Here is a 13,321-nt window from a genome sequence, read left to right as displayed (position 1 = left end):
GGCCTTCCCCAGCCGGGACCGGGATCAGACGGCGGCGACGAGCACCGCGGCCAGACCGCCGACGAGCACCACCACCGAGAGCCCGATCAGAAGCGATCCGGCGATGGACGCCGCTACCAGTCCCCCACCGACGCCGAAGAGCGTGAGCAGGATCCACCCGACTTTCGGGCTCTCGACGAGCGACGCGGCCCGTTCGCCGGAGATCTCGGGGGATGCCGGTGTGCTCGCCATGGTCACGTCCCAACCTCGTGCGCACCGCACGGCCCTCGCCCGACCGTTGCTGCTGATGCTCGTGAGCCTGCCGTGCACGAGCATTCCCCCTTCGGGTGACGTTCCCACCGTCACTCAGATCACCGAACGGCAACATTCGGTCACGAACGAATAACAGGCACGGGGGCGGAGTCCGAGTTCCCGTCGGATTTCTCGCCGACCGACTCGTCTACCCGCCGCACCGCACCCGAGCACTCAGTTCCCGGGCGTGCGATCGGGGGTGAGTTCGAACACCGGGTGGCGGTCGGCCTCCGCCTCGAATTCCTCCGTCGAGGCATCCTTGCCGGCCCGGAAGTAGTCCCGGGTGGCGGACGCGACGCGGACGTACTTCCGCAGGACCGGCGCGGCCTCGTGCGCCGGCACCTCCCGGACCGTGTAGCGGCAGGTGCGGAAGCGGCGGGTCAGGCCTACGCGGCCGGCAGCGCGCGCGTTGAGCACCCACGGCACCACACCGTAGGGCGCCACCAGCCAGCGCCGGCCTGCATGCTCGACGACGGTGACAGGGTTGGCGCGCGTGCGGCCGGTGCGACGGCCTCGGGTGGTCAGCAGGTACGAATGCGGAACGATGCCGGCCCGCACCAGGGCGCTCATCACGACGTTCTCGACGCGGTGGGTGGGGCCCCTGCGATATCGGCGAGGCTCGCCGGGCCCGGAGTCGGACATCACATCGCACTCCTCTGCAGGGAGGATAGGTGAGCCGGGCTCGCGCACCCGCGCCGCGCCGCCGGACTCGTCCACTGCACGTTCGCCTTCGGACACATGGATGTCAACCGGGAGACCAGGCATCGGACGGGCCTGCGCGGCCGGGACGCCCGCAGGTGCGCTCGACAGCCCGGCACCCCGGGTGCCTAAGGTGACCGCATACGGTGACTGCGACCCGCGCCGCTGGGGACCGCGGCCCGCCGCACGGCCGAATCGAGGAGGAACGACGATGAGCGATCGCATCCCCAGCCAGTGGGAAGAGATCACCGCGGCCGACCCCGCGCATTCCACCTGGTACGTCGAGCGGTTCCGGAAGATGGCGGCCGAGGGTAAGGACATCGCCGGCGAAGCCCGACTGGTCGATGCCATGCTCGACCGCGGCGGGCGAGTCCTCGACGCAGGCTGCGGCCCGGGACGGATCGGTGGCTATCTGCACCGAGCCGGTCACGCGGTGGTCGGCGTCGACGTCGATCCGGTCCTGATCGCCGCTGCGGAACAGGACCATCCCGGCCCCACCTGGCTCGTCGGCGACCTCGCCGAACTGGATCTGCCGGCCCGCGGTGTCGCGGCGGATTTCGACGTCATCGTCTGCGCGGGCAACGTGATGACTTTCCTGGCGCCCTCCACTCGTGGCGCGGTACTGGCGGGATTTGCCCGTCATCTCGCCCCGACGGGCCGGGCGGTCGTGGGATTCGGCGCGGACCGGGGCTACGAGTTCCCGCAGTTCTTCGCCGACGCCGCGGCCCACGGTCTCGCGGTAGATCTGAAGCTCTCGACCTGGGATCTGCGGCCGTTCACCGACCGGTCCGGGTTCCTGGTCGCGGTGCTGTCGCGCGCGGCCTGATCGGCCCTCCCTACCGTCGGCGCACGACTCGGACACCCCGCAGGCCATGCGCCCTTCGAGTGTGTTCTCCCTCACAGCGCGTTACCCGCCGGTAGGGGTCGGGTAGCCGATTCGTGTCACGTCGGTGAGCCCCATCGATGACATCGACCGAAGGAGCGAACGCACGATGACCAAGACCGACACCGCCACGCTGCTCACCCAGCTGCGAGCACTGCTCGACCTGACCAACACCGAGATCCAGGTCGCCGAGACCCGGATCGCCCAGGCCCGCACCGAGGCCGTCCGCCGCGAACTGACCGAGAACGCCGCCAACGGCCGCGACCGCGCCGAAGCCATCGAGCGCACCATCCGCGAGCTGGGCGGCCTGCCCGACGTCATCGGCCCGTTCGTCGGCCGCGCCGCCGCCGCGGTGAAGGCCATGGTCGAACAGGCCCAGCCGTTCGAGGAGGCGCTCCTGGGCGACCTCGCGCTCGAGCACCAGCTTCTCGACCGCGCCCGCTACCTCAAGGCCCTCGCCACGGCCGCCCAGACCCCCGCGGTCGTCGGCCTGGCCGATCGTCTGATCACCGCCCACAGCGCAACTGTGGAGTGGTTGACGACCGTTCTGGCCGAGGATGCCCTCGGCGGGCCCGCCGCGCTGCGACGGACCCCGCTGCAGGCGGCCGCCGGCGCGGCGGTGCGGATCGTCAACATCCCGGTGATGTGGTCCACGCGCGGCATCGACCGCGCGATCGACGCCGCCCGCTCCACGCGACCCGCCCTGGGTTCATTGCTGGCCCGTGGCGCGCATGCCGGTGACGTCGCCACCAAGACCCTGACGGCCAGCCGGGACGCGGCGCTCGAGACCGCCGAACGGATCACCCGCCGCGAAGGTGCGGACGGAACTGCCCAGGCGATCCACACGGCGCGCAGCGCCACCGGCATCCTCTCCGCCGAGGAACTTCCGATCGCCGACTACGACAGCCTCAATGTCTCCCAGGCGGTCGCCGAGGTCAAGGAACTGACCGAACCGGCCGACGTGCGCGCGATCGTCGCGTACGAGGAGGCCCACAAGAACCGGCACGGTGTCGTGTCGGCCGCCCAGACCCGCCTGGCCGCCATCGCCCAGGAGGTCGTCGGGCTCCACTGATCGACCGTCACACCAGATCGCCAGGTTCCGCGTCGCGGGGCCCGGCGATCGCGTGTGAGCCAGGCAGTGCCGCCCACGTCTCGGCCCGACCCGCGGCACGGACCGACCGGCAGGCGGTGGGATGATGACGGGCGTGCCGATGCCCTCCCCGCTCCCCGTCAAGAACGGGGTCGGACCCACGCGCCTGCGAGTCCCGACGTCCGGACCGTGGGCAACGATCGCCGCGTACGTCGTCGCGAGGTTCGACCACCTGGACGCCGACGACCTGTACCGGCGGTTCGACGCCGGCGAGATCGTGGGCGCCGACGGCAGTCCCATCGGTCGCGGCACCGCGCTGGGCACGCATCGGTTCGTCTGGTACTACCGCGATCTGCCGGTGGAGGAACCGATGCCGTTCCACGAGGAGATCCTGCATGTCGACGACGACCTCGTCGTGATCGACAAGCCGCACTTCCTCCCGACCACCCCCGGCGGGCGATACCTGCGCGAGTCCGCGCTCGTCCGGTTGCGGACCCGCCTCGACAACCCGGACCTGACGCCGATCCATCGACTGGACCGGCCGACCGCCGGCCTGGTGATGTTCTCGGCCCGTCCCGCGACGCGTGGCGCGTACCAGTCGCTGTTCGAAAAGCGGCGGGTCTTCAAGGTTTACGAGGCGGTGTCGGCGCGACCGCCCGGGTGGGACCCGGACGCACCGGCGCTTACCGGGCGGGCCCTGCCCTTCGTCTACCGCAACCACATCGAGGCGCGACGCGGCGAGTTACGGGTGGTCGTCGACAACTTCCGTGAACCCAACGCCGAGACGACGGTCGAGGTGCGCGGAACCGGCGTGAGCGCCTCCGGACGTGCTGTGCTGCATACGGTTCTGCGTCCACGCACCGGACGGATGCACCAGTTGCGGGTGCATCTGGCAGCGCTCGGCGCCGGGATCCTGGGCGACCGTTGGTATCCCGACCTACTGCCCGAAGCCCCGGACGATCATTCCCTCCCACTCCAATTGCTCGCGCGAGAGCTGGAGTTCAGAGATCCGCTGTCGGGGACGCCGCGGAGGTTCGTCACCCGCCGGACCCTGGGCGAGGCACCCGTGCCGAGGCGCTGAGCGCCGTGCGTGTCGGGTTCGGTGGCTTCGCGATCGGCAACCCGGTGAAGACCACAGCAATCACCGGTGTCACCGATGCCGTGGCCTCTAGACGTTGAAGCGGAACGCTACTGGGTGGCTGGTTTAGCCGATCTACCTGCGGAAATACTGTTTCAGGCGGTCGCCTTAGCCCCGTTGTAGCCCCATCGCCAGGTTGTGTCGCACCATCACTTTAGACTCCGCCTTATGAGCATCCGTGTCGTGAATATCCCCACGAGTGAGGCAGCAAAGGTACTAAGCGTCGAGGAGGGACACTTCTCAGACGTCAAGGCCACCGAGATCGCACCGTCCTCCCTCACCAAGACACTTGCGGCATTCGCTAACGCGGATGGGGGCGAGATCTACATCGGGATTGCCGAGATCTCGGGTAGCGACGGCAACCGGAAGCGAGAATGGCGCGGCTTCCAAACACAAGAGGATGCGAACGGTCATATCCAGATCTTCGAGACACTCTTCCCCCTCGGCGGCGAGCACCGGTACGAGTTCATTGAATCGGACGGATATTACGGCAAGGTTCTCCACGTCGAAATCGACAAGTCGATCGCGATTAAGAAGGCATCGAACGGGAAGATCTACAAGCGGCGCGGAGCGCAGAATATTCCCGTAAATTCCGATGACGACATCAAGCTCCTTGAGCGGACAAAAGGTATCACTTCGTTTGAATCTGAAACCGTCCGCTACCCAGTCAGTGAGCTTCTGGAATCTTCGCCCACAAGCCGATTTATGAACCACCAAATCCACACAAATACTCCTGAGGCCTGGTTCAAGAAGCAGATGCTTATTCATGGCGATCTTCCTACGGTCGCGGCCGTACTCCTATTCGCCGACGAACCGCAGATCGCGCTACCAAAAAGGTCGGGGATCAAGGTCTACCGTTACAGGACATCCGATCTGGAGGGCACACGAAAGAACCTCGCGTTCGATCCGATTACGATCGAAGGGGCCTTGTACGACCAGATTTTCTCCGCAGTGGACCAGGTAGTGACCATCGTCGAAGAAACGAAAGTCGCCAGCAAGGACGGCCTGTCGGAAATCCAGTATCCCCGCGAAGCAATCCATGAAATCATCACTAATGCCGTAATTCACCGAGACTACAGCATTCCTGACGATATTCATATTCGAATTTTCGATAATCGCGTGGAAGTGGAGAGCCCCGGCCGACTCCCCGCACACATCACACCTGAGAACATTCTAGACGAACGCTTTTCTCGAAATGCCGTAATCGTGCGACTCATCAACAAGTTTCCCGATGCACCAAACAAGGACGTCGGCGAGGGCCTCAACACCGCATTTGATGCGATGAAATCGCTTAAGCTCAAGTCGCCTGAAATCCTTGAACGCCCGAATTCTGTGCTCGTAAATATTCGACATGAGCGGCTGGCTTCGCCAGAAGAGATCTGCATGGAATACCTCGAAACACACGACGAGATCAACAACCGCACACTTCGCGGTCTGACCGGAATTGGATCAGAGAACGCAGTAAAGAAGGTCTTCCTTCGCTTAATCGACGGCAAGCAGATCGAACGGATTCCAGGTCGACAAGGGTCCGCGTCTGCTTATCGAAAGTGGACCGGCGGGACGGAGGAAACCACGGCGTGACCGTTAACCCCTGATCGCTCGCACGTTCGTCGGCTCCGGAGCTGCCGGGGCCGCGAACGCAGCGTTCATCGCGTTGGCGACGGTATCGCTGGCGTCCTCGTACAGGTGCCCGTAGGTGTCCATCGTGATCTTGAACGAGCTGTGGCCCAGATGCGCCTGGATGGCCTTGGCGGGAATGTTGGCCGCGATGAGCAGCGCCGCGCAGGTGTGCCGCATGTCGTGGAAGCGGAGTGCGCTGGGCAGCCCCGCCTTGGCGACGGCTTGCTTCCACCACTTCAGGTAGAAGTCGCGGCCCCAGCTCATCGGCTGGTCGGCTCCGGTGGGTCCGGGCCATACGTACGACTGGGGCGCGAACGCTCCTGCCTCTGCGCGCTCGGTCGCCAGGTCGGCCAGGGCGTCGCGCAAGGGCGGCGGGATAGGGACCACGCGCGTCTTGCCGTTCTTCGGCGGGACCACGCACCAGTCGCCACCGCGGGCGGTGCTGATGCTTTCCGCGACGGTGATGCGCCCGCGCAATAGGTCTACGTTTTCCCATCGCAGGCCGCAGCACTCCCCCGCTCGCATCCCCGTCTGCGCGGCGAAGCGCACCAGCAGCCCGAGCGCCGGGTCACCGCTGACGGCTTCCATCGCCACGGCCAGCCGCTCCACCTGGGCCGCGCTCAGGTACGGCGTGGCCGTGTTGTCCCGGTGCGCCTTGGGTAGGTCGTCGCGGGTGAGGCCGTGCGCCGGGTTGCCGCGCAGGTACCGGGCGCGCACGGCGGCGTCAAGCACCTGCCGCATTACTCGCACCGCGTTGTGGACCGTTCCCGGTGCCAGTGGCTTGCCGGTGGGAGCTCGGCCGGCTCGCTCTCGGTATCGCGCGTCTCGTTCGGCCCGAGGCGAATCCGCGTTGGCGGGCTTGTTGCTGTGGCCCACCCGCTTGCCGTGCAGCGACAGATCCGTAATCCACGCGACCAGGTCCATCGTGGTGATGCTGCCGATGGCCCGATCCGCGAAGGTGGGATAGATGCGCTGGTCCAGGATCGTCCGGTACGACCGCTCCGTCTTGGGTCGCAGGTTGCGGCTGTTCAGCCACAGCTCGGCCACCTCGCGGAAGGTACGCCGTGCGTCGCTGGGGTCGATGTAGTCGCCCCGGTTGCGGTCGGCCTTGATGTTGTCCAGGAACCGCTTGGCCTCGGTCCGCGTGGCGAACGTCTTGCTGCGGCGCTGTCCGCCGTCGTCGTACCACCGCGCCTGGAACCGTCCGGTGGTCTGCTCACGAATTGCATAGCGATTCGTCAAGTTTCGCTCCCTTGCCTGTCAACGTTCATTCACAGCCTACCGGCTCAAACGTTCTGTCGAAACGTCAGTCATGTTGTCCGAGTAGCGCTTTCACCTGCACTGACGCTCCCGAGACGAGCTTCTATAGCCCCAGCCCAGCCCCACGACGACCGAAATCTGACGAGTACGTCGCCCCTGCGGTTGACTTTGCAGGGCGCCCCTGCCAGCCCCCGCCCGGTGCCCTATTAATCCGATGTGGCGACGGCTGGGCGGGCGCGAATGGCCTACCTGCCGCGCCTGCGGGCGCGGGGGTGGCGCGGTGGCGGGCTGGTGCGGCGAACCTGCTCCAACGCGTCCTCGTACGGAATAAGGCCGAGATCGACGATGTCGTTCGCCGGGGCGGGTTCGGGGGTAGGCCGCGGGGCGAGCGGGGCGGCTTCGTCCTCGACCTGACGGCGCAGCTCGTCAGCGTCGGCGCTCTGCAGGTCGGCCAGCTCCTCGTAGACCCACGCCCAACGCCTCGCGCGGGACGCAGGCTCGCCGGGCAGAGACGCCGGCTCCGAGCCGTTGCCAGAGCCACCAACCGAGCCACTACGACCCCCAATCTGACCACGGCTGTGCTCAGACCCACATGTGAATTCGTTATCGCCCCGACCATCGGGGAACTCGTTCTTCTCGATCATCTTCCAGTCCTTTCGTTGTGAACGTTGCCGGGAGCGCCACCCGCTCCGGTGTGATGAGGCCCGACACCCGCTCTGCGACTTCTACGTCGGTAAGCGACTGCCCCACTACCGAATAGACCCGAGAGCGCCCGTGGGACGCCACCGATAACAGCCCGGCCTCCACGCACAGGTCCCGCCCGAGATGGAAGAAGTACACGTGCCTACGCGGGTCGCGATCTGTTGCTGAGACTCCCGCGTGCGCGCAGATAGTCCTCACGTTCGGCAGCTTCCCCTCCGCCGAGCACTCCACCACCGCCCGGTACACCAGCACCGCGCCTTCCACCGCTCGCTCTTCACGGGGCCTACCGACCGTCCCCTTCGGTGGAAAACTCATCGTCAGTTCCATGCCTTCTCCTCCTCGACGGATCGCGTAATTTCCTTGTTTTCAACACCACTGGGCAACATGGCCCCAACCAACATGGCCCTAAGGGTGCGCGGGGGCCGGGTTGAGTTGCCCGGCCACCCGCGACCCACACCCGGCTCTCGGGTCGGGTCGGGTTGGGGGCCGAGTTGGTTTATGCCCCTGGCCTGCACTTTTACGCAACATGGCCCCATATGGCCCAACATGGCCCCAACCCCAGGGGCCGGGTTGGTACGGCCCACCGCCTGACTAGGCGTCGTCATCGCCGGAATCCTCGTCAACCGAGCTCATTTTGAACGTCAGGCCCGGCCCCAGGTCGTACCGTTGACGCACTACTTCTCGCCCACCCTCGAGAGCAGGCGCGTCCTTCACCACCAAACGTCGAGCGTTCTCCAGCTCTTGGATATCGGCTCTGACCGTATCCTTTTTTCCACCGACTGCCGCGACCAGTTGGTTCTTGGTGAAGACAAGGCGGTTCTTTCCCACGAGCTCGAGAATCTGGCTCTTCCGTTCTGAACTGCTTTGCCCGCGGCCCTTCTTCGCCGCGCCGGTATCGCCGTCACCCCGGCGGATCTCCCATCCAATCGCGGCGCTACCTTCTTCGCCGTTCTCGACCTGCTCGGCGGTGGCGAGCTGCCAGTCGAGTTCCCAGCGGCTGCCGCCCCACTGCCGCGACCCGAACTCCACCGCAAGCTGATACTTGCCGTTGGCGAGGTCGGCGTCCACGCGGTGCTTCTGGAGAATCCAGCTGTCGGCCCACTGCCCCATGCCTGTCTGCGCGATAGAGTCCAGGTCCAGGTCAGCGGCCCCAGTCTTGCGGAAGTGATCCGCCACGACCAGCGCGGTCTCGTTCGCCGTCAGCGCGGACAGTTGAGCGAGCATCCGGCCGCGCTCGTACAGGTTCTGCGCCTCCACACCGGCAGGGTGGAACGCATACAGCGGATCAAGGATGACCAGCTCGGGCTGAATCTCGTCCAGTTTGCGCTTGAGCTCGTCGGTGAACTCTGGGCTGTCCAGAGACCCCACTTCGAACACCGCGTCCAGCGGCAATTCGGCCAGGTCTACGCCGTAGGCGCGAGCGATAGCCTGCACTCGCCGCTGAAAAGGCACGCGTCCGCCCTCACCCACGTAGTAGATGACCGGCCCCGGAGATTCCACTTTGAACTCGCCGAACAGCGGTTCGCCACTGGCAACGGCGACGCTCATCGATAGCAGGTTGTACGACTTGAGCGTCTTCTTCTCGCCGCCCATCGGTCCGAACGACCGTCGCGGCCACACACCACGGACCAGCCACTCCATCGGTGGAACCGGCTGCGCCAGCTCACGTGCGCTCACAGTGGCGAAACGTCTGACCGACGGCTGGTCGTCTCCGGCCGATCCGCTCTCACCGCGCACGAGCAATCCGCCTCCATCGCCAGCGGGAATCCACCGGGAATCGCTGTGCCAGACGCCCCCAGGCTGAAACGCATGTGCAACAGACGGACCAGCCGCAGCGACGATCTCAGCCGCACCCTTGAGCGACCGATCGAACTCCGACTGCGCCGTTGCCACCCCGCGTTCAGCCCCAAGAGCCTGCACAAACGCAGTCTTAACGACCTCGACAGCAAGCCGTACACCCGGTGCGCCGCCCCAGCCCAGACGCAGCAACTCCAACAACCGTTCGTTCATCTCGTCGTGACGGCCCGCGCCAGAACTGAGGGCGTCGAGCACCTTCTGCATCGCCCTCTGGACAGCATCGGTCATCAATCCGTCCTGGAATAACCCCAGCAGCTCGTCAGGGTCGGCAGTACGGTCTCGCGTTACGTCCGGGCGGAACTTGTAGAGACCGTCACACCACGCCTCCGGCAGCATCGGCAGCTCGTCGGGCGTGGGCAGGTGATCGCATTCTTCACCGTCCGGGTCGAACAGCCGGACCGGACCCACGTCGTGGACCGACGGCGGCACAACCGCGTACCGATGGTGGCGCTGAATCACTTCCACGCCAGACCCATTCTTACCGATCGGGGCGGGAAGAACGCCTACGCCTTTCCAGCCCTCGGGGACTCGATACAACAGCTTCGAGCTGCCGTCAGACCTCGCGGTGATGGACCACGTAGGAGGGAGGTCACCCCACTCGTCCACGCACGAGGCCATCGTCTCGGCACCAGGCTTGTCGCCGTAGCAGTCCACGTCAAGAGCGATCACACCGACCGGCATCCGCGTCGCCAGGTTCAGCCCGTCTTCGGTTGCGGCCCACCGGTCAGCCCACTCACGGAAGATGTCTTCGTCGGTGATGTCAATGCCCTCGTAGCCGGTGACGCCGCCTACGAGGAGTTCCTTCCCTTTGGCTTTACCAAGCGGGATTGGGTGCCATCCGAGCTCGACAAGCGCTTTCGCGGCCTGGACGAACTCGTCGGGGCGGATTCGCTTGTAATCCTGCGAATTCCGTGATTGCTGCTTGCCGGTGTGGCTGGTAGTATTACGCATTGACGATCCTTTCGCTTGGGGAGTCATGTTCAGTCGCTTTCTCGTGGGGAGCGGTTGAATCCGAGATGGGAGCCTCGGAACTTGAAAGCAAATCCCCGCCCTGGCCCTACCAGCGGCGGGGATTTGCTTTGTGTGGCACTACCAGTGTACTGCAAGCACTTCTGAGATGCGTTGTAGCGCTGTCTCTTTCGTGCAGAGACGTCGCCGGTCCGAATAGCGCTCAGACCGGCGACCTCCATCCAATCTCGTTGTGTGGCAGTGCTGTACGCTTAGGGGGCTGGCCTCCGTCAGCTGGAGAAGGCTCCGCTCTCCGTACGAGAAGGGCGCGTTCGGTAAACGCCGAGCGCGTCCTTTTCGATTGCGGGGCTTGACCTACCCGCCACCCTGCCGGGTATGCCGGTAGGCCATACAAATCCGATGTGGCGAGGCTCAGGCACCGGCGATAGGCCACCCACAACCCGTGCAGCGGGGTAGCGCACCAGGCCCTGCACCGCCGTACACAACCGATATCCCCCTGGCGGGATCACCGTCACCCCGCCGACCCACTCGCGGTCGTCCTGATCGATGACGACGGTGCGGCCCCACCGCCGTTTGATCTGGAACGCCCAGCCGAGGAACAGGTCTGGAGCTTCCGGCAGACTCGGGCCGGCGACGATCGCAGTCCCCGGCTCACACCACCCCGCCCTCATCGGTCCGCCCAGTCCAGGCCGGGAAGGTCGAGCTCGCGCCTGCACTGGTGGCACGCGGACATGACGTGAACGATGCCACCGCAGCTCACCATGAGGAACGACTCGCAGTTGTAGTTCTGGTCGCGCTCGCACAGCCAGCACGCCCATGTGTCGCGGGCGATCTCGCGAGCGACTTCCTCTCTCGGCCAGCCGATCGGAACGATCACAGCCATGCTCTGCGGAACCGAGTAGGCGCTGTCATATGTCCACTCGCGGCAGTGCAGCACCACGATCCCGACGGGCTGACCGCCTCGATAGAGTGCCTTCAACTGACGGTCCTGGAACGACCCGCGCTCAACGCCGTCCCACCGTTCGCGGATGCTGAGAGCTACCGTTTGAGCTCGGTCGAGACCGTCGCTGACGGCGGGGTACTCCCTCGCCGCCGGAGACAGTGGCCTCTGCGGATCCTCCAGGAAGTACGGTTCCATAACGGCCCGAATCTGATCCACGAGCGGGTCGCCCACCCCGCGCATCGCGTTTGAGTCGCCTCGCTCGTGGGCGTCCAAGGCGGGGAACATCAGCCGCAGTTCGTCCAGAGAGTATTCGCGCTTCATGCCACACCGCCCTTGCGGGTCTGAGCACCGCGGCCACCGATCGCCAGACTCTGCAGGAAGTCCCACAGGTCTCGGTCGCTGTACCAGTTCTGCCCTGCGATCTTGAAGCGTCGCAGTTCGCCCTTCTCGGTGGCGTTGCGAATGCGCGTGTCGGTAATGCCCTGAACCCCGATCTCGTGGAAGAACTGCACCGCCCCGTCGCGCCCCTGGCGGGTCGGCAGGTTGGAGAGCTCGTCGGGGTTGATCGGGGCGCGGCGCACCGGGCGGCTCGGTGCCGGGACTGTGCGCTGGCTGCACTGCTGGCTCATGGGTACTCCCTGGTTCGGGGTCCCCTGGAACGCAAGATCCCAGGAGACCATCGTGATCGATGGAAACCTGGGATTACTGCTTCAATCCCGGCTGGGAGATCTGACCCCACGGGAGCGGTGATGGATACTCGCCCGTTCGAGGCTGCCCGACAGTCCCGGCAATTCCTCAGATTCCTTCGCCGCACCCGCCCCGCCGTAGGGCGGCTTGGGTACGGCACCACTATGGCATGGCCCGCCAGCACAGCGCAAGTGGTGCCCCGTGTATAGCGTTCCACTGCAAGCGATTTCGATGCGACTGGTCAGAATTTGACGGAGCTGCACGATTGTGAGCGGGCGTCTGCTGTCCACGCTGACGACCTCGCGTGGGGTCGGTGTCTACGAGTAGCCGCGAAAACAAGTCAAGGAGCGCTACCTACCGACAGCAGAAGACCCCCGAGGTGACCGATCCTCAGGGGTCTTCTGTGGGCAGCTACCCCAGGGGCATGTCAACCTGTGGCCTTACCCTCGCCGTCGCCGGAGCATGCTCGCAGTCCGACGGCTTTGTCCCCGCGGAGCCGGGATGGACGATCCGCGGGAGCTTGGAGCTGCGCCCTCACCGGAAAGGCAAGGGGAACCAGCGGGGGCGCAGCATGGCGATCGGCGTGGCGAACGATCGCAACTCGGGCCCAGGTTCCCGAGTCCTCGCGTGCTCTGCCCTACGAAGCTGTGTGGTGCGGTGCGGTGGCCGGGGCGGTGCGGGTGGCCGTTTAGACCGGGCCGTGCGCCCCGCCCGCCTACTACCGCGTGCGGTGGGGGTGCTGGTGCCCACCCCGCCGCAGGTCAAGCACTACCGTCGGATCTTCGTGCCTGCGCTGGCGTGGCGGCTTGAGAGCGGACGAGGCTGGGCCTTCACGGTGAGCTTCTTCTGCTCGACGTCCAGCGACGGGGTGATGTCGAGCCGGCGGTCCGGCTTGCCGTGATAGCCCAGGATCCCCTTGACCAGCACGCCCCGGCCCTTGGGCGTCGTGAACTCAACTCCCGCCTTCACGCCCTTGTAGTCGCCGCCCTGGCCCACGACCAGGTTCCGGCTGAAGCTGCCCTGCACGTAGCTGTTCTTCGCGCCCGTGGCGACCTTGCGCGCGCCGGTCTTGGTCGCGGCCTTGGCCGCGGTGCGTGCGCCCTTGGCCGACGCCGACACCTTGGTCCCCGCGCCCGCGAAGCGACCCAGCCTGTCGCGGCGTTGGTTGCGCTTCCGGGCCAT

Annotated in this window: 12 protein-coding genes; 4 read left to right on the top strand and 8 right to left on the bottom strand. The window is 65.9% G+C overall.

Annotated features, from left to right (window positions below; genetic code table 11):
• Positions 1-24: 24 nt before the first annotated feature.
• Entirely contained in the window at positions 25-231 is a 207-nt protein-coding gene (locus tag ACM26Y_RS07250) for a hypothetical protein (RefSeq protein ID WP_003935043.1), read from the bottom strand.
• Positions 232-465: 234 nt separating this feature from the next.
• The gene (locus ACM26Y_RS07245; protein WP_416063040.1) at positions 466-933 is read right to left on the bottom strand and encodes a nitroreductase family deazaflavin-dependent oxidoreductase; all 468 of its coding nucleotides are present in this window, start codon (positions 931-933) and stop codon (positions 466-468) included.
• Positions 934-1,201: 268 nt separating this feature from the next.
• Between ACM26Y_RS07245 and ACM26Y_RS07240 the strand changes: the two genes are divergently transcribed.
• From ACM26Y_RS07240 to ACM26Y_RS07225, 4 genes are all read left to right on the top strand, one after another.
• The gene (locus ACM26Y_RS07240; RefSeq protein ID WP_416063039.1) at positions 1,202-1,816 is read left to right on the top strand and encodes a class I SAM-dependent methyltransferase; all 615 of its coding nucleotides are present in this window, start codon (positions 1,202-1,204) and stop codon (positions 1,814-1,816) included.
• 166 nt (positions 1,817-1,982) lie between these two features.
• On the top strand, positions 1,983-2,945 hold the full coding sequence (locus ACM26Y_RS07235; protein ID WP_416063038.1) for a ferritin-like domain-containing protein: 963 nt from the start codon (positions 1,983-1,985) through the stop codon (positions 2,943-2,945).
• Between the two features lie 121 nt (positions 2,946-3,066).
• Positions 3,067-4,044 carry a pseudouridine synthase gene (locus ACM26Y_RS07230; RefSeq protein WP_054373427.1) on the top strand — a complete coding sequence of 326 codons (978 nt, stop codon included), beginning with the start codon at positions 3,067-3,069 and terminating at the stop codon, positions 4,042-4,044.
• A gap of 225 nt (positions 4,045-4,269) precedes the next feature.
• Positions 4,270-5,682 carry an ATP-binding protein gene (locus ACM26Y_RS07225; protein ID WP_416063037.1) on the top strand — a complete coding sequence of 471 codons (1,413 nt, stop codon included), beginning with the start codon at positions 4,270-4,272 and terminating at the stop codon, positions 5,680-5,682.
• 3 nt (positions 5,683-5,685) lie between these two features.
• Here the strand turns inward: ACM26Y_RS07225 and ACM26Y_RS07220 are convergent, their stop codons facing one another.
• The 6 genes from ACM26Y_RS07220 to ACM26Y_RS07195 form a co-directional block, all read right to left on the bottom strand.
• On the bottom strand, positions 5,686-6,963 hold the full coding sequence (locus tag ACM26Y_RS07220; protein WP_416063036.1) for a tyrosine-type recombinase/integrase: 1,278 nt from the start codon (positions 6,961-6,963) through the stop codon (positions 5,686-5,688).
• 263 nt (positions 6,964-7,226) lie between these two features.
• A complete protein-coding gene (locus ACM26Y_RS07215; RefSeq protein ID WP_416063035.1) occupies positions 7,227-7,625 on the bottom strand; it encodes a hypothetical protein in 399 nt (132 codons plus the stop codon).
• A 649-nt stretch (positions 7,626-8,274) separates the two neighbouring features.
• On the bottom strand, positions 8,275-10,491 hold the full coding sequence (locus ACM26Y_RS07210) for an AAA family ATPase (protein WP_416063034.1): 2,217 nt from the start codon (positions 10,489-10,491) through the stop codon (positions 8,275-8,277).
• Positions 10,492-11,176: 685 nt separating this feature from the next.
• A complete protein-coding gene (locus ACM26Y_RS07205) occupies positions 11,177-11,773 on the bottom strand; it encodes a hypothetical protein (protein WP_416063033.1) in 597 nt (198 codons plus the stop codon).
• A complete protein-coding gene (locus ACM26Y_RS07200; RefSeq protein WP_416063032.1) occupies positions 11,770-12,081 on the bottom strand; it encodes a hypothetical protein in 312 nt (103 codons plus the stop codon). The genes ACM26Y_RS07205 and ACM26Y_RS07200 overlap by 4 nt, the downstream gene beginning before the upstream one ends.
• A gap of 826 nt (positions 12,082-12,907) precedes the next feature.
• On the bottom strand, positions 12,908-13,321 hold the full coding sequence (locus ACM26Y_RS07195) for a hypothetical protein (protein ID WP_416063031.1): 414 nt from the start codon (positions 13,319-13,321) through the stop codon (positions 12,908-12,910).

It is taken from the genome of Rhodococcus indonesiensis (genome assembly GCF_047782815.1).
Lineage (GTDB): Bacteria > Actinomycetota > Actinomycetes > Mycobacteriales > Mycobacteriaceae > Rhodococcus > Rhodococcus indonesiensis.
Note: the sequence above shows the minus strand (reverse complement) of the source record. Positions and strands in the feature narration are given on the sequence as shown.

Excerpts from the sequence above, each read along its gene's own strand:
- ACM26Y_RS07250 (WP_003935043.1), bottom strand. The coding sequence starts at position 231 with ATGGCGAGCACACCGGCATCCCCCGAGATCTCCGGCGAACGGGCCGCG.
- ACM26Y_RS07245 (WP_416063040.1), bottom strand. The coding sequence starts at position 933 with ATGTCCGACTCCGGGCCCGGCGAGCCTCGCCGATATCGCAGGGGCCCC.
- ACM26Y_RS07240 (WP_416063039.1), top strand. The coding sequence starts at position 1,202 with ATGAGCGATCGCATCCCCAGCCAGTGGGAAGAGATCACCGCGGCCGAC.
- ACM26Y_RS07235 (WP_416063038.1), top strand. The coding sequence starts at position 1,983 with ATGACCAAGACCGACACCGCCACGCTGCTCACCCAGCTGCGAGCACTG.
- ACM26Y_RS07230 (WP_054373427.1), top strand. The coding sequence starts at position 3,067 with ATGATGACGGGCGTGCCGATGCCCTCCCCGCTCCCCGTCAAGAACGGG.
- ACM26Y_RS07225 (WP_416063037.1), top strand. The coding sequence starts at position 4,270 with ATGAGCATCCGTGTCGTGAATATCCCCACGAGTGAGGCAGCAAAGGTA.
- ACM26Y_RS07215 (WP_416063035.1), bottom strand. The coding sequence starts at position 7,625 with ATGATCGAGAAGAACGAGTTCCCCGATGGTCGGGGCGATAACGAATTC.
- ACM26Y_RS07210 (WP_416063034.1), bottom strand. The coding sequence starts at position 10,491 with ATGCGTAATACTACCAGCCACACCGGCAAGCAGCAATCACGGAATTCG.
- ACM26Y_RS07205 (WP_416063033.1), bottom strand. The coding sequence starts at position 11,773 with ATGAAGCGCGAATACTCTCTGGACGAACTGCGGCTGATGTTCCCCGCC.
- ACM26Y_RS07200 (WP_416063032.1), bottom strand. The coding sequence starts at position 12,081 with ATGAGCCAGCAGTGCAGCCAGCGCACAGTCCCGGCACCGAGCCGCCCG.
- ACM26Y_RS07195 (WP_416063031.1), bottom strand. The coding sequence starts at position 13,321 with ATGGCCCGGAAGCGCAACCAACGCCGCGACAGGCTGGGTCGCTTCGCG.